A 22,068-nucleotide genomic window follows, 5' to 3' on the forward strand; every position below is an offset into this window, starting at 1 on the left:
GGCGTCTGGGCCGGACCGGACCTTCGAAGGAGCGGAACCTTATTTCTCGGAGGTCACTACCTCCTGCTGAGCGATAACGAGTCCGTCGCCTTCCTCGTTCAACTTCGCGACGAGGGACGCACCGCCGTCGGGATTGTTGTTCAGGATGAATTCCGCGAGCGGATCCTCGATGTATTTCTGGATCGCGCGGTGCAGCGGTCGAGCGCCAAACTGGGGATCGAAGCCTTTTTCAGCCACGAACTTTTTGGCATCTTCGGCCAACTCGAGGGTGAATTCCAGCCCGTCCAGTCGCTTGTAGAGGTCCGAAAGCGCGATGTCGATGATGCGGAAGATTTCTTCCTGTCCCAGGCTATTGAAAATAACCACGTCGTCGATTCGGTTAAGAAACTCCGGCGAGAAGGTCCGCTTCAACGCACTGTTGATGACCGATTTGCTGTTTTCCTCGGCATTCTCGGTACGGGCCTTGGTCGCGAAACCAACCCCCTGTCCGAAATCCTTAAGTTGACGAACCCCGATGTTGGAGGTCATGATGATCATGGTGTTCTTGAAGTCCACCTTGCGCCCCATGCCGTCGGTCAACTGTCCGTCGTCCAGTACCTGGAGCAGGATGTTGTACACGTCGGGGTGTGCCTTCTCGATCTCGTCCAGCAGGATGACGCTGTAGGGCTTGCGGCGAACCTTTTCGGTCAGCTGGCCGCCTTCTTCGTAACCGACGTAACCCGGAGGGGCACCGATGAGCCGGCTGACGCTGAACTTCTCCATGTACTCGGACATGTCGATACGGATGAGGCTCTCCTCGCTGTCGAAAATGTACTTGGCAAGTGCCTTGGCCAACTCCGTTTTACCTACGCCGGTGGGGCCAAGGAAGATGAAGGTACCGATGGGCTTCTTCGGATCTTTCAGGCCGACGCGGTTCCGCTGGATGGCCTTGGTTACCTTGGTAATGGCGTTGTCCTGGCCGATGATCACCGACTGCAGGTCTTTCTCCATCCCAACGAGCTTCTTGCTCTCGTTCTGCGCCACGCGGCGTACGGGGATGCCGGTCATCATGCTGACGACTTCGGCGATATCTTCCTCATCAACGGGATAGCGCTTGGTCTTCGCTTCTTCTTCCCACTGCTTCTTGGCGTCTTCCAGCTGGCGTTGGAGCTTGCTTTCTTGGTCGCGCAGGTCGGCAGCCCGTTCGTACTGCTGATTTTTTACCGCCGCGTTCTTTTGCTCCTTGACCTCCTCGATCTTCTTTTCCACTTCCTCGATGTGCTCGGGAACGGTGATGTTCTTGAGGTGAGTACGGGCACCGACTTCGTCGAGAACGTCGATGGCTTTATCGGGCAGGAACCGGTCGGTGATGTACCGATCGCTCAGTTTGACACAGGCTTCAATCGCGTCGTCGGAGTAGTTGACGTTGTGGAAGTCCTCGTACTTAGGCTTGATGTTATTGAGGATGTGAACGGCTTCCTCGGCGCTGGGCGGATTGACGAGTACCTTCTGGAAGCGGCGGTCGAGCGCACCGTCTTTCTCGATGTGCTGACGGTATTCGTCGAGGGTGGAGGCACCGATGCACTGCAGTTCGCCCCGCGCCAGGGCGGGCTTGAAGATATTGCTCGCATCCAGGGAGCCGGTTGCGCCGCCTGCACCGACGATCGTATGGATCTCATCGATGAACAGGATCACATCACGACTTTTTTCGAGTTCGGTCATGATCGCTTTCATGCGTTCCTCGAACTGACCGCGGTACTTGGTACCGGCCACCAGTGCGGCGAGGTCGAGCATCACGATGCGCTTGTCGAAGAGCGTCCGGCTGACCTTGCGGTCGCGGATCCGCAGGGCAAGACCCTCCACGATGGCGGTCTTACCGACACCGGGCTCACCGATCAGGATCGGGTTGTTCTTTTTGCGCCGGCTGAGAATCTGGGAAACCCGTTCGATCTCCGTTTCCCGTCCGATGATGGGGTCGAGGCGATCTTCCTCCGCCAGGGCGGTGATATCCCGTCCGAAATTATCGAGAACCGGGGTCCGGGATTTAGAATTGCCTTGACCGCGGGCACCTCGACCCTGGCCGCCACGGCCGGAATCGTCGTCTTCGAAACTTTCTTCTCCGCTACCGGGAGCCTGGTTCATCGGCAGGGATTCGTCTTCGGTAAAATCTTTTTCGTCTTTCACGTAGTCTAATTCTGCTTTGTAAATTTCGTATTCCACTTCGAACTGCCGCAGGATCTTGGTTGCGGGCAGTTCCTTATTCCGCAGGATAGAAAGGATTAGGTGTTCGGGGCTGACCTGCGTCGTTTTCAGGGCTTTCGCTTCCAGGAAAGTGACCTTCAGTACGCGGTCGGCCTTGTCGTTAAGCGGCATTTTGGAGATGGTGTGACCGCTGCTTTGTCCGCCGTTACGTTGCACGTTTTCGCGAAGGGTGTCGGCCAGGGTCTCAATATCCACCGCCAGGTTTTTGAGCACCTTAGTGGCCAGTGTATTGCCCATGCTGAGGACACCGAGAAGAAGGTGTTCGGGTCCTACGTAGGTGTGACCCATCTTCTCAGCCTCCTGCTTGCCGCGGGCCATGGCCTGTTTTATTTCGGGGTTAAATTCCCGTTGTGGAGGATTCATTCAATAAACTTTGTCGGGGTAATCAAGGATAGGGGCGGGGGTATGGACGCAACGTTGAGCGCCGAAAAAAACCTCCTGCCCTAAAGTTAAGGCGTAAGTGAAAGAACTGTGCCAATAACCAAGTACTGACAAAAAATCCTGACACTTTGCCCTGGGATGCCATAAAAATTTGGCGCCCACGGAAACTTACACATTTGAAACAACGCACTACCAAGATGGTTGGACCGTGCGTGGTACGGACGACTTACCAAACGCTTAAAGTTCCCGCAGAATTTTAAGAAAATACTATGGAGTTCCGGTTCGGGGCTCTGCCCGCTTCTCCTTACCTTCGCTGGGTCTACGATTTAGTATATCCGCTTTACTGCTGCCATCACATGGGTACCTTCCCGAAATATTTTCTGCTTCTCTTTTTCGCAGCCTGCTTTTCGACTCCGGAAGCCGGCGCGACCGGTGACAGTCTGTACTTTTTATTGCCGTCCGACACCGTGGTCGTTCGCTTCGACGCGCTCAGCGGACACCTGCTCTTCGATCACCAGCTGGCGCCGCGGCAGACACTCTACGGTGCGGCACGCTTTTATGGCCACAGTCTCAACGACATTTACCGCCTTAACCCGGAGCTGCAGCTGGGGTACAAACCGGGAACCCGCGTAACCGTTTCCATCCCTAAAGCCGCGCTACGCCCGTCATTTTCCCGGGATAGCCTCGCCTGGTACGTGCCCGTGCGGTACCGTCTGTCTCCCGGAGAAACCCTGTACGGGCTCTCGCGTCGTACCCTCAGCCAGCCTAACGATAGCCTGATTCGCAAATTGAATCCCGGGGTTAATCCGCAGGACCTGGAACCCGGACGGGTGCTGACGATCGGGTACCTACGCATCGACGGCATCGATCCCGACAGTCAGGTCAAGATCGAAGACCGGTATGTGCTGCAAAACCGGGACCTCCGGCTGGAATGGGATACGACCATGAGCGAGCGGCGTTTGAAATACACCAACGGCAAGGCCGCCTGGACGAACCGGGGCGACCAAAATAAGTGGATGGTGCTGCACCGTACCGCGCCCATCGGCAGCATCATCGAGATCGAGGATCCCCGTAGCCGGAAAACCATCTACGCCGAAGTGGTTGCCCGGATCCCCGAGGAGGTTTACGACAGCCGGGTAGTATTGGTGGTCAGCCCGCGGCTCGTGCGTGCTTTCGGGGTCAGGGACAAAGAGTTCTACGTCAGAACGCGACATCTGTAAAGGGGTCGGGAGTTTAAACGAAGGACTTACCTTCGCGCGCCATATGCGGTTGCAGCAACTCGATATCAAGGGCTTTAAAAGTTTCGCGAATCAGACGGTCGTCAATTTCGACGCCGACGTCATCGGTATCGTCGGTCCCAACGGGTCCGGGAAAAGCAACATCGTCGATGCCATTCGTTGGGTGCTTGGCGAACAGAAGGGCTCCGAGTTACGCCTCGACAAGATGGCTTCGATCATCTTTAACGGTACCAAAAAGAAGAAGCCGGGGAACCTGGCCTCGGTCAGCCTCACCTTCGAGAACAACAAGGACCTCCTCCCAACGGAATACCAAACGGTCACCATCACCCGCATGCTGTACCGCAGCGGCGATTCCGAGTACCGTTTGAATGGGGTACAGTGCCGACTGAAGGATATCCGGAACCTGTTTCTCGATACCGGTATTGGCAGCAATAGCTACGCGATCATCGCCCTAGGTATGGTCGATGACATCCTGGCCGATAAGGATAACAGCCGCCGCAGGATGTTCGAGCAGGCCGCCGGAATCAGCAAGTACAAGAACCGGAAGAAGGAGAGCCTGAATAAACTGAAAAGCACCGAGGAGGATCTGGCCCGGATCGAGGACCTGCTGTTCGAGATCACCAACAACCTGAAAAGCCTGGAAAAACAGGCGAAACGGGCCCGCAAATACCGGGACCTCAAAGGCGAATACCGCGATCTCAGCCTCCTACTGACCGGCATTCGGGTGGAAAAACTCCGGCTCGACTACGAAAAACTGAAGCAGGAAACCGAACAGGCCGAGGCGTCCTACCGGCAGACGGATGAACGCATCACCCGGTTGGAGGCTAGTCTCGACGAAGCACGGAAAATGCACGTCGACAAGGAGCAACGGGTAGGCGAGCGGCAACGGAAGCTGAATGCCCTGACCGGCGAGCTCCGCGGTTTAGAAAGCGAACGGCAGCTGCTTCAGCAACGCAAGGGGTTCGTGACCCGGCAGACCACCCAACTCACCGAGGCGTTGCAACGCGCCGAAACCGAAATAGCCGATTACCAGGCACAGATTGGTAAGACGGAAACCCTGGTGGCCGAGGCCCGTGAGCAACTCGAGGGACAGCAGCAGGGTCGGCTAGCGGCCCAGGCGAAGCTGACCGACGTACGGGAGGGACACGCCGGGCTGAAGTCGAAGCTGGACGAGCACCTCAAAATCCAGCAAGAAGAGGAAAGAAAGATTTTCGATCTCGAAAAACGGCGGGCCATCAACGGCAACCAAATCGAGAACTTCCGTTTCCAGGTCGAGCGGAACCAGGCGGAAATGGAGGATCGCCGCGGTGAACGAGAAAACCTGGAAGCCTTGCTGGAAGAGCTCACCGGTACTATTTCCGGCCGGGAAGCAGCGGCCACCCAACTGGAGGATAAGGAGGCCGAGCGTTTGCGGGCCATCGAGGACGTGGTCACCGACAGCGAACACCTGCAGGCGGAACTGAACCGGATCAACCGGGGGCTGGATGCCCGCCGCAACGAATACAAACTGACCAAAAGCATGATCGACAGCCTGGAAGGCTACCCGGAATCGATCCGCTTCTTGAGTAAAAACCGTAGCTGGACGGCCGAACCCCAGTTGCTCGGCGACGTCCTACTGGTGCAGCCGGAATACCGGGCGGCCATCGAAAACTACCTGGACCCCTACCTGAACTACTACCTGGTGGCCAACGCCGCGGAGGCCCGGGCTGCCATCCGCCTGCTGAGCGAACAGCAAAAGGGGAAGGCCAATTTCTTCGTGCTGGATGCCCTGGCGGATGCTCCTTTCCTTGCGGCGGACGCAGGAGCGACAGCCGGTAGGCCCGCCGTGGACGTCCTTACCGTTGACCCACCCTACGACCAACTGGTGCGTCGCCTCTTGCATGGCGTATCGATCTCCGATACGGACGAGTTGCCCCAACCCACCGTCGACGGCGCAACGGTCCTATCTAAGGACGGACGTTTCGTTCGCCGGCCCTACTCGGTTGCAGGTGGATCTCTCGGGCTTTTCGAGGGTAAAAAGATCGGACGGAAGAAAAACCTGGAAGCGTTGGATAAGGCCATCAAGCAGGCGGAGAAAGAGGCGCAGGGGCTGGGGAAGCAACTCACCGAGCGGAAGGCTACCTTGAGCGAGTTGCGGGCCCAGCGTACGGATCGCGATATTCAGGCCGTCCGGCGGGAGCTCAGCCAGTTGCAGCAACGCTTCGCCGGCGTACAGGCCAAGGTGGAAGGGTTTCAGAACTTCTTCCGGGATACCGAAGCGAAGAACGAACGGCTGCAAACCGACGCCCTGGCACTGGAGGCAGGCAACGTCGATATCGATCGGGAGCTGCAGGAACTGCGACAGCGCATCGCTACGCTGCGGGAGCAAGTGAGCGGCACGGACGCCAGCTACCAGGAACTAAGCGAGGCGCTTTCCGAGGCGAGTGCTCGCTACAACCAGGAAAACATTGCCTTCATCCAGCAGCAGAACCGGGTGCAGGCACTGGAGAACGAGCTGGCGTTCCGACAGAACCGGGAGCGGGAGCTGCGCGGCCAGGAAGTCGACAACCGCCAACAATTGAAGGGACTGGAAAAGGAAGCCCGGCAATTTGACGAGCAAGAGGCCACTCTCGATGGTAATCTCGAACGCATGCAGGCGGAAAAAGAGGAATACCGGGCCACCCTCAACGCGGCCGAGAAAGCCTACTACGAAGCCCGCAGCCAGATCAACGCGCTGGAAGACGAGCTCCGCAAAGACAACCGGCAACGGCAGGATGCCCAGGTGAAGGTAAACCAGCTTAAGGATCGCTTCACCGACGTTCGCTTCAAACTCAATGGGGTAGAGGAGCGACTCAAGATCGAATTCGATCTCACGTTGGAACAACTGGCCGCGGTGGAGGTGGAGGAGTGGACCGGGACCGTCGCCGAGCTGGAAATGAAGGTCGATCGGCTGCGCAGCCGCATCGGGAACTACGGCGAGATCAACCCCATGGCCGTGGAGGCCTACGACGAAATGCGGGAGCGCCACGACAACATCACCGAGCAGCGGGACGATATCGTGAGCGCTAAGGAAACCCTGATCAAGACCATCAAGGAGATCGAGGATACGGCCACCGTTCAGTTCCTACACGCCTTCGAGCAAGTGCGGATCTACTTCATCGACGTATTCCGCAGCCTCTTCACCGAGGACGACAACTGCGACTTGATCCTCCTCGACCCGGAGAACCCCCTGGAATCCAACATCGAAATCGTGGCTAAGCCGAAGGGGAAACGGCCGCAGACGATCAGCCAGTTGTCGGGGGGAGAAAAAACCCTGACGGCCACCGCGCTGCTCTTTGCCCTGTATCTGCTCAAACCGGCACCCTTCTGTATTTTCGACGAGGTCGATGCCCCGCTGGACGATGCCAACATCGCCAAGTTCAATCGGATTATCAAGAAGTTCAGCAAGGACAGCCAGTTTATCATCGTGACCCACAACAAGCTGACGATGGAGGCGGTGGACAGCATCTACGGCGTCTACACTACCGAGCAGGGTGGCTCCGGCGTCGTGCCCGTCCAGTTTACGGAGTTGGAAGGGAGTACCACCTTCGCCGCCCGGTAAGCCCGATCGAGGATCCGGGGCCACTATTGCGCTGTCAGGTTAGCATTGTAAGGGCTTCACGGTCTCTTTTACCGCCATGCTTCGTTGGAGAAAACTGCTCGAGCGATGCGACCCTAAAAGGACGCCCAAGGGCCCGGAGATTTTGCCTTCCGTGCCTCGCCTCCTAACTACTCCACAGTTGCGTACCACAATTCTCAGGGTTTCCGAGCGACTCAGGACCACAGCGCGGTCCAACCCACATTGCCCGGAGTAAAACTCCGGGTATGTGGAGGTTAAGCGCAATCGACTGCAGCGCAGTCGAACCCCGACAACCGAACTAGGGGAAGCGATCCGGGGTAGCATGCTTGCTATTAGTGATGTTGTTGGATCTAAATGCAAGGAGCGTCCGCGGAAATTCTCCATTTCAAAATCGGCCAAGTGTTAGAAGAGATTAGCCAGGTTGAAACCCAGGAGCACCAAAATGCCCGCGAAGGCCAGTACGGTAGGTACCGGATAGTTACCGACGTTCAGGGGTACCCGGAAAGGCGCCTCCGCTTTATCGGTGAAGCGCCGACGGTAATTCAGCAGCGCCGCGTTCACCGCGAGGAAGACCAGCATAATAAAGATGTTGCTGATGCTGGCTACTACCTGAAGGTTACCGATCATCCCGAAGCATATGGCCAGGACCGTGATCAGGAGAATGGCAAAGATGGGGGTCTCCGTCCGCTGATTGACCCGGGTGAGCCGCTTCAGCCAGTGCATCTCCCCGTCACGGGCCACGTCGTAAAGGAGGCGGCTCGTTCCGAGGATATTGGAAAGGATGGTCTTGCTGGTAGCGAATAGGGCCACGATCACGATGGCCGTTGCCCACCCCGTTCCCGCGCTCCGGCGCAATACTTCCGCCAACGGTCCCGATTGCTTGGCCAGGTCTTCCGCTCCCATGACCGATACGGTGCCAACGGCGATGAGTAGGTAGATCAGGAGGACCGCGACCCCGGAAATCAGGATGCCCCGCGGCATGGTGCGCTCGGGGTCTCGAGTTTCCTCCGCCATCTTGACCAGGTCTTCGTAACCGATGAAGCTGAAGAAGATCAGCGCGCCCCCGGAAATGATGCCGGTGACACCCCCTTCGCCCGGGTCGAACAGGGGAACCGATCCCCAGTCGGGAAAGGAAAAGTAGACAACGGCCCCCAGTCCAAACAGGGTAACGACGGTGGCCAGGGTATTGAACCAGCTCGCTTCCTGGACACCGGCGGCATTGATGCCACCCATAAGGGCGATCACGCCGATGGTGGTGAGGTAGGAGGGCACGGCCAGTAACCGACCAAGATAATCACTAAAGCTGATGGCAATGGCCGCCGCAGCAACGATACCAGTGAAGAGCATCAAAATGCTGAACCACAGCGCCGTAGTCTGTCCGAACCCACGCTTTACGTACTCGAAGCTTCCGCCGGCGTCGGGAAAGCGGCTGACAAATTCGGCGTAGGTCATCGCGGTCAGTAAGGCCACCGTGGCGGCTACCAGGAAACTGGCCCAAAGCATATTACCGCTCAGCCCGGCCGCTTCCCCCACGATGGCATAAATTCCTGCTCCGACGATACCGCCGATACCGAACATGAGAATATCTCCGAGACCCAGGTCGCGCGCTAATTTCTTCTCTCCCAAATCAAGTTAATTGTTTCGCTACTAGGTAACCCGAGGTTCCATTCAGTCCGGGACCGGGGTGGGTAGCAGCTCCGATGTGGTACAGGTCCGTGACCGGTGTTTCGTGTCCCCGCATACCGGGCAGCGGGCGCCAGAACAAGAACTGGTCGAGGGAAGCCTTCCCGCAGTAGGGATCGCCGCCCACGAGGTTGGGATTGATGCGGGCCAGATCGGCCGGACTCAGGACGTGTCGCTCGAGAATATCTTCCGCGAAGCCGGGTAACTGACGGTCGAGGATGGCGATCACCCGGTCGGCGTAGGCTTCGGCGATGGCTTCCGTCCACTCCCCGTGGCAGTCGATTTCGCCGAGGCTGTCTCCGGTGGGGGAGGCGGGTAGCTCCTGTAGCTGGATCCAGATCGTCCACTTGCCCTCGGGCGCCCGGCTCGGGTCGATCGCCGTGTGCTGGCCCACCACGATGGTCGGTTCGGCGGGTAGCAACCCCCGGACGGCCTCGTTGACGGCCCGACTGGTGCCATTCATTCCGGGGGTGACGTGCACCATACCGGTTTTGAGCAGTACGGGATTGGGCCAGCGGGGCGGATGATCCAGCGAAAGCTGGATCTGCATATTTCCCCGTCCGTAACGGTAATCGTCGGCTTCCTGGCGCGTGGCTTGCGGAACGGCGCTCGCCGGCAGGAGTTGGCCGTAAAGGGCGGTAGGACTGACGTTGGCCAGTACGCGGTCAGCCGGGTGAAGCTGGCCGGCCACCTCGACACCGGTGGCGCGACCGTCTTCGACGACGATGCGGTCCACGATGCTGGCGGTGTGGCACTCCCCGCCGTTGTCGGTGATAATTCGGGTAAGTGCTTCCACCAGGCGGGTACCCCCTCCCTCTGCCACGGGCATGCCGGTGTTTTCGAAGGAGGCGAGGATGATGCGGAGCATGAGGCTTCCACCGGCGTCGTCCGGGCCCATGCCGGTGTGCAGGGTCCAGGGGGCGAGGGCCGCCCTGACCAGGTCGCTCCGAAACGTGTTGTCGAGCCATTTACGGGCATCGGGGAGGGCTTCACCGAAAAACTCCAGCAGGCCTTCCGGGCCCATACTCCACAGGTTTTTGGCGGCCAATCCCGCTCCCCCCAGCGACCACAACTCCTTCGAGAGCAAGCCGAAGGCCAGTTCCGCCTGTTGGTCGAAGGCCGTCATGACCCGACGGTAGGCATCTCCGTCACCGGAATGGGCTCCGTTCAGTGCGGCTACGTTCTTGTCCCGATTGTCGCGCAGGGCCAAGGCGCGTCCGTCGGGGAGGAGTACGCCGGCAGTGTACTCGGTGTTCAGGTAGGTGACACCGTAGGCTTCCAGGGTAGTACGAAATTCCCGGTAGAAGGGTCCCGAGGTGAACAGTGGGTGAAATCCGGAAAAGATCTCGTGGCGAAAACCGGGTACCGATAACTCCTTGGTAAGTATGTTGCCGCCCAACCAGTCGTTTTTTTCGAAGACGGTAACCCGCTGCCCGCTGGTCGCCAGCACCACCGCAGCGCATAGGCTATTGATACCGCTGCCGATGATGATGGTGTGCTTGGTCATATTCAATCTGTAAGTACGGAAACGCGTGCGTTCAATTGGGAACGAAGGTCGTCGGCCTGTCCGAGGTATTTCTCCACGTAAGGAAGCAAGGCCGTCAGGTGTTCGAGGCGCCGGGTATCCGGTGCCTTTGTTATCGCGTCAGATAGAAAGGTGCGGGCGCGTTCACGGGCCGCGGGGAAATCACCGACCCCCCGCAGGGCCTTCAGGACCACGATCCGGTAGCGGGTGCCTACGCTGAGTCGAAGGATCGCGTCCAACATGGGTAGCGGGTCGGCACAGGTCAGGGACCGCATGCCCAAAAGATTCAGTACTTCGACGTAGACCTTATCGAAAGGAGATCGCAGCAAGTCTCGCAAACGATGTTCGACGGGACCGGGGAGGGTGCCGGAAAATTCGGGCTGCTGCACCAACACCTTCATCTGTAGCAGGGCGTTGCGTTGCAACCGGGGCTCGGGCCGGTCGAGATAGGCTGCGATAATTCGAAGGGCCTCCCCTGGAGGCGTGGTGCGGACGAGCGTCGTCCACCCGGGTTCCAGCTGCTGGGGCCAGTTGACCGGCGGCACATCCAGGAATTCCGGGGCGGCCGCGCGGCGGTTCATGGCTTCCAGGTTTATGGGTTCGGTGGATAACCGGTTGGTGGTCCGAAGAAGGATATCCAAATGGTGGTACGCTTTTTCGGCCTCGAATGCACGGAGCAGTAAAGGGCGTATGTCTTTGTCCTGGAGCCTGATACCGTAGAATACCCGAAGAATAGATTCGGATAGATAGGCGTGGTCGGCCAGGAGTTCCCGCGCGAAATCGAGGGTGGTTTTTCCGGGTACACCATCCATATATTTCAGGACCGCGGGTAGATCGTCTTCGGAAATATTACCGGACCGGTAGACGGCAGCGATGCGCACCAAATCGGCCGCGTTTTGGAAATACCGGAGTCCGAAGAGTAGGTGGCGGGTATAAGGGTGACGTCCTTCCCGTTCGAGTTCGGCCAGGAGGAATTGTCGGGCCGAGGGCGTGCCGAGGGTTCCCAGCAAGCGGTACGCCTCGGCCACCGAACCGAGGGTAGGTGCCGCGACTAACGCAAGCAAATACGGTTCGAGGTAAGCCGCGGCCTGGTTGCGAAACAGGGTATGGTCTTCCCCGGTGGCGCGAGAGAGCATCCGGTTCCGCAATACCGGATCGGGGTGGAACAGTTCCCGCCAGTGTCCTTGCTCGGCCCAGTAGCCGGGGGCGCCGGTCACTGACTCTGGGGTAAATTCAGTGGCAAAAAAGGCGCTCAGCGGAAGTAGGGGAGCTGGGGCATTAGCGGTTGTAAGGTAGGCTTCCGCCCAGAAGGGTAAGAGCTTGCAGAGATCCTCAAAGTAGGCCTTCACCGTGGGCCAGTCGTGGCCGTAAGTTAGCTGGTATACGGAGTCGGGCAGGCCCTCCAGCGGGGTGCCGATAATGGATATCCGGCCATTTTCGTCGAAAGTGATCGTAAAGGTGGCATCACCGTAACGGGTAGCCAGCGTGAATCGATGGGTGGAAGTTTTCATCTCCTGTTTACAACCGGGCAGGGGACGATTAGATTACTACGACCTGATCGGGGGTGAAGGGGGGATTGGGGGGGAGGGCGTACGATTCCGCCTGACCAAGGATGGCAAAGACCAGCGGAAGCCGGGGAGCCACGGCCGGGTACGCCGTCAAGCCATCCGTGATCACCAGTACGGTATCGGGAATCGGTTGCAAGTTGACTGCCGCCTCGATGCCGCGCCGCAGGTCCGTTCCGCTCCCGCCGGGCAAATAGTTGATCCGGAATGCTTCCCGTTCCGAAACGAGGCGTACCGGTTCGTAATCCTTTACATCACAGGGGATCATCGTCACCGGCGCATCGAACTGTCGGATGATGGCCGCTATTTCGGTTAGCGCGCGTTGGAGGTCCGCGTCATCCATGGAAGCGGAGGTGTCCACGACCACGGCGATGTGCGGGCTGCGGGTTCCGGATAGGGCGGGAGGGAGTACCGGATGGTATACCGACTGCCGGCGGTGGGCACGCCCGTAGGAATAATCCGTCTTGGCGCCCTGCCCCTTACGGACGGCCAGGCTCATCCGGTGGCGTAACCGCTGCCGCCAGTTGACCCGGCTACCCAAAACGCTACGGGCCCACGCCCGCCACGCTTCCGGAATGCCGGCCTGATCCGCCTCCCGGGTGAGCCGGGCAACCTCCCGCCGCACCAGTTCTTCGTCCAGCGGTGCTAGGCGTTGCTCGCCCCCGGCTTCCCACGGCCGGATGCGCCCGTGTACCCCACTGCCCTCATCAATCGGAAACTGGGCAGCGGAGGGCACCGCGTCGATGCGGCGGTAGTAGTATTCCGCCAGTTGGCCGGTCTCCAGGTCCATCGCTTCGGGGAAGCGGCCGGGGTAGGCCGCCGGCATCCGTAGCCCCGCCCACTTCGCGTCGTTGATCTCCAGATCGCAGGCAATGTTCCAACGCCGTTCCGGCTCAGCGCCTACGATGCCCAGGGTTTCGGCCCGGTCGCCGTGCCGGCGCAGCAAGTGGCTGATCTCGTGGACCCACAAAAATCCGAGTTCGGCGAGCGCGTCCAGCCGAGCGCGTCCGCCACCGATGCGGCGTACCGCATCCGGATTCCAGTAGATGTTGTAGTGTCGGTCTATGGCGGCGACCTTCACCTGGTCCGTTACCACGATGCGGCAGCGAAACAGGGCGGGGGCAAACCACGGGAGCCGCTCGGCCGCGTAGGCTCGCGCGAAGCGCAGGTCTTCCAGTAGGCTCCCGGTTTCAGGCGAGGACATCCACGAATTCCTTGAAGGTGACGTCGCTAAACAGCTTCGCTATTTCCTCCATGGCCTGACCACGTCCCGCGTCGTCGTCGGTGGCGGCCAGGCGGCTCACCCAGCCCGCCCGGGCCAGGTCGCGAAGGGAAACGAAGATCACGTCCCGCCGGCCAAGTTCGAAGACTTTGTCCACCAAGGACAAGTACACCAGTGAGTAATCCAAAAAGGGCGGCCGGTCAAAGGCTGCGATTAGCCTGTTGTTCAAACTGTAAAACAGAACGTATAGCTCGCTGTCGTCCAAATCGTTAAGGTCTATGCCTTCTTGCTTCGATAGAATATCTTCGGGGTCGGGGATACGCAGTCGGTTCAGGTATTCCAGGAAGGGTAGGGCGGTGGCTTCGCCCAGGCATCCGGCCATCAGTTCCAGGAGTACCGTTTGAGCGGTAATATCCTCGGAACCCGGGCGATAGCCCAGAACGTCACACGAAGCCAGCAGGGCGGCGGCGAAGTCCCAGGTTCGGGGACTGGCGAAACCATAAGGGTTTTCTTCCGGGTCGCTGTGCAGCGCCGTTCGGCTCAGGCGCAGGAAGCCGGCGATTTTGACCTTCCATGCCGGTAGCCGGTTCCGGTGGTCATTCCGGTCGATCTCCGGCAATTCACCCTTGTTCCAGCCTTCGGTGAGCGACCGGATGTAGAGGGATTCCGGGATGGCCCAGTTTAGGTGGACGAAGCGGTTGCGCAGCGGCGGGGATAGCTCCCAACCGCCGATCATGAGGTCGGGTGGGTTCGCCGCGGCGACGATCCGCACCCGTTCCGGAAGTTCGCGAAAACCCACCCGCCGTTCGAAGACCACCCGTAGGAGGGCCGCCTGAACGGAGGGGGGGGCAGTACTTAGCTCATCGAGGAAAAGAATCCCATCCTCATCATCGCCGAAGGCCTCTACCCATTCCGGTATGGCGTAGCGAACGCGGCCGCCTTCCAGCACCGGTAACCCGCTGAAGTCGGTTGGATCGTGGATGGAGGCGATCAGCGTGGTCACGCGGAGCTGCTCCGTGGCCAGGCCTTCGATGAAGCTCGATTTACCGACCCCGGGACGTCCCCAGAGCAGGACCGGGATACCGAGCGGGCCCTGGGGAGATGGGGTAGCGAGGGCGATGAGCAGGGCTTGGGCGCCGGTGGGCAGGTCGGTTGGTAGGGGCATGCAGGTTACAAACAGTCGATTCTCGCTAACAAGGAAACGGCCGGTGGCTTTGTTCTAATGGAAGGATACACATTCCTGCTCACCGTTCGACTAAAATACCGTAGCTTTGCTTTACAAAGTTCTTTATGGCTCGGACCATCAACACCCCCATTTCGGATTTACGGCACATTCGCGACCTAATGGAACGGTCGCGGTACTTTATCGGATTGAGCGGGCTTTCCGGCGTAGGGGCGGGTGTGTCCGCCTTGCTGGGCGTACTGGCCATTTTCACATACGGGTGGGTGAGTGACCATCCCGTCACTTACGTTCCCGATCAGTTGGGATTATCATCCGTCCATCCCTGGGGGATTGCGCCGGTTCCCTTCCTATTCTGTGTGGCTACGTTGGTACTGACCGGAGCGTTGGCCAGCGGTTTTTACTTTACGAACCGGCGGGTTGTCCGCATGGGACACGAATTTGCCCATCCCAGAACCTACAAGCTCCTCACCAACCTAGCGCTGCCCCTTGCCATCGGCGGGGTGTTCTGTCTTGCACTGATTTACCACGGCAACGGTGGGCTCATCGGCCCCACCACGATTATCTTTTACGGTCTGGCGCTGCTGAACGGTAGCAACTTCGTGAGCGAGGAACTCCGGTTGCTGGCTTACCTGGAGATCGGACTCGGACTGGTAGCGCTTTTCTTTCCATCCTACGGCCTCTTCTTCTGGGGCGTCGGCTTCGGGCTGTTGCACATCGTTTACGGCCTCTGGATGTATTCCAAATACGACACGAATGAACAAGGTAGATGAAATGAAATCCACCGTCGCGGGGCTCAGTAAGCTGTACAGCCACCGCATGCGCCTGGGGCTAATGGGGATCCTGGTGGTCAACGACTGGGTGGATTTCGTTACCCTGCGCGACGCGCTAAAACTTACCGACGGAAGCCTCGCCGGTCATATCAAAGCCCTCGATAAGGCCGGTCAAATCGAGACGGAGAAACGCTTCGTGGAGGATAAGCCCCGGACCAGTTACCGCGCCACCGCAGCGGGGCGGCGCGCCTTCGAGCAACATCTGGGCGAATTGGAAGACTTTCTCAAACTGGTCAATAACTGACTCTCAGTTACCGGGGCGCGCCTGAGAAGGCACGTAAATGCTCTTTAACTTTAAAAAACAAAGTTCTTTATGAGAAATGTTAAATATCCGATTGCGCTAGGAACGGTGTTTGCTTACCTATTCTTTCCCCTTTCCGCCGGATTGAACGTCTTCGTCTTTGATGCAATCGCTCTACTGACGTTGTTTGCCTCCCGGCCGGAACTTACCCGACGTCCGGCCGTTCGTTGGGCGGTTTTCCTGTTGCTGGCATCAGCCGTGTCGGTGGTGATCGTTCACGCGCCCGCGTCCCTGGTTGCGCATCACCTGAGTTTTCTGCTCCTGATCGGTTTCGTCCAGGAGCGCGAGCTTCGGTTTATCTGGTACGGGCTGCTACTGGGGGTGTTCTCCCTGCTGGCCGGGCCGACGCGGTTTTTGCGTCAGCTGCACGGCCGCTACGCGCATCGCCTCGCTTCCACCAATCGGTGGGTGTGGGTACGGCCAGGGCTCACGGCGCTCGCGGTGAGCCTGCCGTTTTTTCTCCTTTACTCCATTGGCAATTCCGACTTTTTTCGCGGCCTGGAGTGGCTGCTTGGTTGGCTGGACGGAGTGCATCGGTTCGATGAGCCACTGCGCTTTGCCGTGCTGTTCGTTGTCGGCCTCTGTGGTACTATTCCCTTGATCCTGGCCGGGGCAAATTTCGATCTGGCCTACGACGATACCGTCGATCCGGATACATTATCCCGTTCCCGGGGCGGCAACAACCACCCCTTTTCCCCGCTGGCACTGCGGGTTGAGTACCGTCGGGCGGTGATGGTTTTCCTCACCCTCAATGCCTTGTTGTGGGTCGTCAATCTGACCGATCTCCGGTACATCTGGTTGTCGGCTACCGAGCTTCCCGCCAGTACCCTTAGTGAGTACGTGCATGCCGGCACCAATAGCCTGATGGCCAGCATTCTCCTGGCAATGGTCGTGGTGCTTTACTTCTTCCGGCGCAACCTCAATTTTTACCCCAACGCCCGTACCCTGCGCGCGCTGACCTACTGTTGGTTGGCCCAGAATGCGTTTCTCGCCTTATCGGTCGGGATGCGCAACTGGCACTATATCCATGCGTACGGGTTGGCCATCGGTCGCGTTCACGTAGGGGTGGCGCTTTGTCTGGTGCTGGTTGGCATTTTCTCGTTGTCCCGCAAGGTGCGTCAGCGACGATCGCTGCACTACCTTTTACAGGTCAACGGCCTGGCGGCGTGGCTTTTCCTGGTAGGTTACGGGGCGGTCAACTGGTCCGGGGTCATTACCCGGGTGAACCTCCGGCAACCCACCCACCGGATCGACTGGACGTACCTGGTGGATGACCTGGATCGGGACAACTATTTCCTATTACGACAGGAACAGGAACGACTGCCGACCCGGTTGGCGGGGAAGTTGGAGCGTTACGGCTATCCGGCACAGGACTGGCGTAGCTGGAACTACGCCGACTGGCGAAACACCATCTGGGGCGCCGGAGCGCGGGAACAATGATCTCCTAGTTTCTCGAGCCGGCGGAATCACCCACCAGCACCGCCCGCACCGACTCCCAATCCAGGTCGGGATACCGATTGTTATCCAGGCTGGGATGCTTTCCCCGACCGCTCAGCATGTTGCGCATGTACTGCATACCCTGCCAGGGAGGGAAGACTTCTTCCCGTTTCGGTAAGAGCAGCCGGGTAAGGTCGATCATGGTCGACAATACCCCGATACCACCCACTCGCAAGGTTTTAAAATCTTTCCCATAGGCTGCGGAAGCTGCCCGGCGGAGTCCTTCGGCATCGACCACTTCTCCGGCAATACGTAGCCACCGGGGCGTACTGGAATCCATCGCGACCCGCGCGGTGTAGGCGGCCGTATCGCGCATGGACGTCATGTCCATCGGTTGCCCAACATCTCCCCAGTAGACTACACGGGAGATGGGTTTGACGATCAGGGGGGCATCTCCCTTCAGCAGGTCCGTAAACATGCCATTCAGCACGGAAGTCACTTCCAGCCCGGATGCGTCCGCGATCTCCTGGAAGGTCATCCGAAAGTCGAGGTTCCGGTTGGTCCCCCTTGGTAGGCGAGTAAAGTCAAGAGAATAGTCAGAGGGGATAAAGCGTTTTACCCCAGCCTGTTCCGTAGCCTTAAGCAGGTTCGTTTGTAAGTCGATAATGACCTCACCGAGGCCGGAAAGTGCGGAAACCACGCAGTGGGCTCCGGAGCAGGCTTTTGTGAGGTCCGGTACCGATTCCAGGCTTACCTCTCGGATTTCGACGCCGCGGGCACGTAGATCTGCCAGCCGGGAGGATTCCGTGCCCGGACGTACCAGCGCCCGTACACCGGCCCCTCGATCCCGTAGCGCGTGGGCGATCAATCCGCCTAGCTCGCCCGTTGCGCCGGCGACGATGATGAGGGGGGTATCGGTTGTCGAGTCCATAAGCGTATTTACCCCTAATACCCCAAAAGTGTCAGCCACGTTCGGCCTGCAACTTTTCTTGCGGGTGATGCCGTTACTTCCCCCGTAATGGAACACAAAAAGATCACGGGAAACGACTTGATTGAACTGGGCTTCCGTCCCGGAAAATGGTTTGGTGAGGCTCTAGCCCACATCAATGACCGGGGACTGAGCGGGAATGCCCTACACGAATACTTGTCATCCGCCGTGCCCCAAACCCGGGAACCTTTAGCCACTGGCGAACGAAGCTTCTACCGCAACATCCGCGCCGAAACCCCGCTGGAAGCGGACAATGTTCGCGCCGTGGTCGAAACCATGGAGGCCGTTATGACGGTCCCTACCGCCGTGACCGGCGCCATCATGCCGGATGCCTGTCCGACGGGCAGCATTGGCCAGATACCGGTAGGTGGCGTCGTGGCTACCCGGAACGCGATTCACCCGAACATGCACAGTGCCGATATCTGCTGCTCGGTCATGCTGACGAGCCTGGGCACCGTATCACCCAAAGCCGTATTGGATGCCGCCCAAAGCGTGACCCACTTCGGCGGGGGCGGTCGGGACGACCTGTTCCCCTTACCGAAGGCAATTTCCAACGCGATGCAGGCGAACCGCTTTCTCAACGACGAGAAAAGCCGTAGCCTGGCCCGCCACCACCTCGGTACCCAGGGCGACGGAAACCACTTTCTGTACGTGGGGCAATCCGAGAAAACGGGGGAGACCATCCTGGTTACCCACCATGGTTCCCGCGGGCTGGGTGCTTACCTGTATCAGCAGGGAATGCGGGTTGCCGAAAACTTCCGGCGGGAACTTGCCCCGCAGACGGCGGCCAATAATGCCTGGATACCGTTCGACGATCCTTTCGGCCAGGACTACTGGGAGGCACTGCAGATCGTGCGGGAATGGACGAAGACCAACCATGGCCTGCTGCATGACCGCATCGTTCGCAAGGCCCAATCAGCCGCTACCGGCCGTTTCTGGAACGAGCATAACTTCGTCTTCCGCGACGATGATGTGTTTTACCACGCGAAAGGTGCTACCCCGCTGGACGATCGTTTCGTGCCGGATAGCTACGAAGGACTGCGGTTGATCCCCCTGAATATGGCCGAGCCGATTCTCATCGTCCGGGGAGAAACCACGGCCAGCAACCTGGGATTCGCTCCCCACGGAGCGGGCCGGAACACGAGTCGGGGTGCCCACAAGCGCGGCCTGGCGGGAAAACCTGCCGCGCAGATCTTCCGGGAAGAGACGGCCGGACTGGACGTCCGCTTCTACTCCGGCCACGTCGATATCTCCGAACTGCCTTCGGCCTACAAGAACGCGGATACCGTGCAACGGCAGATGGCCGAGTTCGGGCTGGGATCGGTGGTGGACCGTATCCTTCCCTATGGCTGCATCATGGCGGGGGACTGGAAGAAGGATGCACCCTGGCGCAAACGAAAGCGCCAGGCGGGGCCCTGACCTTCGATCAGGTCTACCGGGTGGTGGGGATGCAACCTCCCTCCCACGTGGTGAGGCTCTTCTGTCGGCCGGTCGCGCGGTCAATCCAGCCGGCCAGGGCTCCGACCGGCAGGGCAAGGAAGTCGGCGTTGGCCACTTTGACCAGCCGCCGGGTTTCGTCGCGGATGTCGTTCATGCTGAATTCGGCCTGCTACCGTGGCTCCCCTACCTTCTGGGCCAAGTCATCGACCACCCCGGCACCGCCTGCAGCGGACGTTACGGTCGAAAGCGTGGAACCGACCAGGTTAAACGGCTTGCCAAACGCGGAATTAAGGACGTATAGGGTGCACGGGGGGTGGGGGAGCAAACCGGGGAGTCCGGTAGTAGACAGTTTGTGAAAACTCGGGCTGCCCTGCCCCGGTGTTCGGAATGACGGACGTAGCTATGGTGGTAATCACCAAGAAATCCGTTACCATTGCGTGAAATTTGCCGGGGAAGTCAGCACTCTGCCGGTTTGATACGTTGCTTTGGAAATCATTATTCGCCCCAACCAAGCCAATTCGATGCGTACCAGAATTCTTTCGTTTGTCTTTTTGCTTTTCACCTGCGCCGCCGCCGCCCAACTGACCGCCCAGCCGGATCGCTGGCAACAACGGGTGGTCTACGACATGGACATCGACGTAGACGCCGATAACCACCAGTACACCGGTAACCAGCAGCTGACCTACTTTAACAATTCGCCGGATACGCTGGACAAGGTGTTTTACCACCTCTACTTCAATGCGTTTCAGCCCGGCAGCCAGATGGATCTCCGGAACCTGAACCTGCCCGACGCCGACAAGCGGGTGTCCGACCGGATCAGCAACCTGCAGGCCGAGGAAGAAGGATACATTCAGGTAAACAGCCTGACCCGCGAGGGGAGTGAGCTGACCTACGAAACGGTCGGTACCATCCTGGAAGTGGCGCTGGCCGAACCGATCTACCCGGGCGACAGTGCCCGCTTCACCATGGAATGGGATGCCCAGGTACCCCTGCAAATCCGCCGCAGCGGCCGCGATAACGCCGAGGGGATCGACCTGAGCATGGCGCAGTGGTACCCGAAACTGGCGGAATACGACTACCAGGGCTGGCACGCCAATCCGTATATCGGACGGGAATTTTACGGCGTCTGGGGCGATTACGACGTCACGATCGACATCGACGAAGCTTACGTAGTGGCCGCTACGGGGTACCAGCAAGGCGAACCCGAATCCATTGACGGAGGCAAGCAACGCTACCGTTTTATCGCGCCTACCGTCCACGATTTCGTGTGGGCCGCCGACCCCGACTACGAGCACATCGCCTACGACCGCGGTAACGGTACGACCCTGAACTTCTACTTCCAGCCCGGGGAGGCCACTTCGGAAAACTGGGAGAACCTTCCGCGGATCATGGACGAGGCCTTCGCCTACATCGGGGAACATTACGGCCCCTATCCCTACGAGCAGTACAGTTTCATCCAGGGCGGTGACGGCGGTATGGAATATCCCATGGCCACGCTGATCACCGGCGAGCGGTCGATGAATTCCCTCGTAGGCGTTAGCGTGCACGAACTGATGCACACCTGGTACCAGATGCTGATGGGCACCAACGAGTCGCTCTACGCCTGGATGGACGAGGGATTCACCAGCTGGGCCAGCAGCGAAGTCATGAATCACCTGCGGGAGCAGGGGCTGATCGAAGGCGAAGTGACGGATAATCCCCACGCCCGGACCTACGCCAGCCTCCGGGGCTTCCGTACCACCGGCATGCAGGAGCCGCTTTCCGTCCACGCCGACCACTTCGCCACCAACTCGGCCTACTCGGTAGCCAGCTACACCAACGGTGCGGTATTCCTGGAGCAACTGCGGTACATCATCGGCGAGGATGCCTTTGAGTGCACCCTGCACCGCTACTACAACGACTGGCGCTTCAAGCACCCCAATTCGAACGACTTCACGCGGGTAGCGGAAAAATGCTCCGGCCTCGAACTCGACTGGTACCGGGAATACTGGGTCAACGGCACCGAGTATGCGGATTACGCCGTCACCGACGTCGAGGACCTCGACGCGAGCGGTACGACCCGCATCGACCTGCAGCGGGTCGGCAGAATGCCCATGCCACTCGAAGTGAGCGTTACCCTCAAGGACGGGACGGAAACCTACTACTACATCGCGCCTGAGATCCTGCGGGGAGAAAAGCCGCAACCAGCCTATGCTTCGGAGTGGAACGTGCTGCCGGACTGGGGATGGACGAATCCGAATTATAGCTTTACGATCGAAACGAATAAGCAGCAGATCGAAAAAGTGACCATCAATGCGCGGGAACGCATGTTCGAAGACGACCTGCAAAACAACGGTTGGGAAGATTAATGGCAATAAGTTGCCGGTTTCCGCTCGTTGAGGCCACGTAAGTGCGGTCCTCCGGTATCGTGAACGTATAAGTGCATAATCCCGACAG

15 protein-coding genes are annotated in these 22,068 nt (G+C 59.1%); 7 read left to right on the forward strand and 8 right to left on the reverse strand.

Annotation, left to right across the window (positions count from 1 at the left end; genetic code table 11):
* Positions 1–39: 39 nt before the first annotated feature.
* Positions 40–2,604, reverse strand: a complete 2,565-nt coding sequence (locus CLV84_RS16185; protein WP_104420799.1) for an ATP-dependent Clp protease ATP-binding subunit — start codon at positions 2,602–2,604, stop codon at positions 40–42.
* Between the two features lie 287 nt (positions 2,605–2,891).
* On the opposite strand from CLV84_RS16185, the gene CLV84_RS16190 reads away from it, so the two are divergent.
* Positions 2,892–3,842: a LysM peptidoglycan-binding domain-containing protein gene (locus CLV84_RS16190; protein ID WP_104420800.1), complete on the forward strand. Its 951-nt coding sequence runs from the start codon at positions 2,892–2,894 to the stop codon at positions 3,840–3,842.
* Between the two features lie 43 nt (positions 3,843–3,885).
* Complete coding sequence (smc, locus tag CLV84_RS16195) at positions 3,886–7,440, forward strand: chromosome segregation protein SMC (RefSeq protein WP_104420801.1); 3,555 nt, start codon at positions 3,886–3,888, stop codon at positions 7,438–7,440.
* Between the two features lie 420 nt (positions 7,441–7,860).
* Here the strand turns inward: smc and CLV84_RS16200 are convergent, their stop codons facing one another.
* The 5 genes from CLV84_RS16200 to CLV84_RS16220 are packed head-to-tail and all read right to left on the reverse strand — an operon-like array spanning position 7,861 to position 14,618.
* Positions 7,861–9,084: an APC family permease gene (locus CLV84_RS16200; RefSeq protein ID WP_104420802.1), complete on the reverse strand. Its 1,224-nt coding sequence runs from the start codon at positions 9,082–9,084 to the stop codon at positions 7,861–7,863.
* Between the two features lies 1 nt (position 9,085).
* Positions 9,086–10,648 carry a phytoene desaturase family protein gene (locus tag CLV84_RS16205; protein ID WP_104420803.1) on the reverse strand — a complete coding sequence of 521 codons (1,563 nt, stop codon included), beginning with the start codon at positions 10,646–10,648 and terminating at the stop codon, positions 9,086–9,088.
* Positions 10,649–10,650: 2 nt separating this feature from the next.
* Positions 10,651–12,177 carry a hypothetical protein gene (locus CLV84_RS16210; protein WP_104420804.1) on the reverse strand — a complete coding sequence of 509 codons (1,527 nt, stop codon included), beginning with the start codon at positions 12,175–12,177 and terminating at the stop codon, positions 10,651–10,653.
* Positions 12,178–12,205: 28 nt separating this feature from the next.
* Positions 12,206–13,435 (reverse strand): vWA domain-containing protein, encoded by a 1,230-nt coding sequence (locus CLV84_RS16215; RefSeq protein WP_104420805.1) that lies wholly within the window; start codon positions 13,433–13,435, stop codon positions 12,206–12,208.
* Entirely contained in the window at positions 13,422–14,618 is a 1,197-nt protein-coding gene (locus CLV84_RS16220) for an AAA family ATPase (protein WP_104420806.1), read from the reverse strand. Before CLV84_RS16220 ends, CLV84_RS16215 begins: the two co-directional genes overlap by 14 nt.
* Positions 14,619–14,743: 125 nt before the next feature.
* On the opposite strand from CLV84_RS16220, the gene CLV84_RS16225 reads away from it, so the two are divergent.
* The 3 genes from CLV84_RS16225 (at position 14,744) to CLV84_RS16235 (ending at position 17,207) form a co-directional block, all read left to right on the forward strand.
* Positions 14,744–15,406 (forward strand): hypothetical protein, encoded by a 663-nt coding sequence (locus CLV84_RS16225; RefSeq protein ID WP_104420807.1) that lies wholly within the window; start codon positions 14,744–14,746, stop codon positions 15,404–15,406.
* The gene (locus tag CLV84_RS16230; RefSeq protein WP_245911535.1) at positions 15,390–15,710 is read left to right on the forward strand and encodes a winged helix-turn-helix domain-containing protein; all 321 of its coding nucleotides are present in this window, start codon (positions 15,390–15,392) and stop codon (positions 15,708–15,710) included. The genes CLV84_RS16225 and CLV84_RS16230 overlap by 17 nt, the downstream gene beginning before the upstream one ends.
* 69 nt (positions 15,711–15,779) lie before the next feature.
* A complete protein-coding gene (locus CLV84_RS16235; RefSeq protein WP_104420809.1) occupies positions 15,780–17,207 on the forward strand; it encodes a DUF4153 domain-containing protein in 1,428 nt (475 codons plus the stop codon).
* Between the two features lie 4 nt (positions 17,208–17,211).
* Here the strand turns inward: CLV84_RS16235 and CLV84_RS16240 are convergent, their stop codons facing one another.
* Positions 17,212–18,135 (reverse strand): NmrA family NAD(P)-binding protein, encoded by a 924-nt coding sequence (locus tag CLV84_RS16240; protein WP_104420810.1) that lies wholly within the window; start codon positions 18,133–18,135, stop codon positions 17,212–17,214.
* Positions 18,136–18,222: 87 nt separating this feature from the next.
* On the opposite strand from CLV84_RS16240, the gene CLV84_RS16245 reads away from it, so the two are divergent.
* Positions 18,223–19,611, forward strand: coding sequence for an RtcB family protein (locus tag CLV84_RS16245; protein WP_104420811.1), 1,389 nt, complete (start codon positions 18,223–18,225; stop codon positions 19,609–19,611).
* A 13-nt stretch (positions 19,612–19,624) separates the two neighbouring features.
* On the opposite strand, the gene CLV84_RS21890 is transcribed toward CLV84_RS16245, so the two are convergent.
* Positions 19,625–19,786, reverse strand: coding sequence for a hypothetical protein (locus CLV84_RS21890; protein ID WP_170067744.1), 162 nt, complete (start codon positions 19,784–19,786; stop codon positions 19,625–19,627).
* A 367-nt stretch (positions 19,787–20,153) separates the two neighbouring features.
* Between CLV84_RS21890 and CLV84_RS16250 the strand changes: the two genes are divergently transcribed.
* On the forward strand, positions 20,154–21,980 hold the full coding sequence (locus CLV84_RS16250; RefSeq protein WP_104421224.1) for a M1 family metallopeptidase: 1,827 nt from the start codon (positions 20,154–20,156) through the stop codon (positions 21,978–21,980).
* Positions 21,981–22,068: the final 88 nt, after the last annotated feature.

This window comes from Neolewinella xylanilytica, assembly GCF_002934605.1.
Lineage (GTDB): Bacteria > Bacteroidota > Bacteroidia > Chitinophagales > Saprospiraceae > Neolewinella > Neolewinella xylanilytica.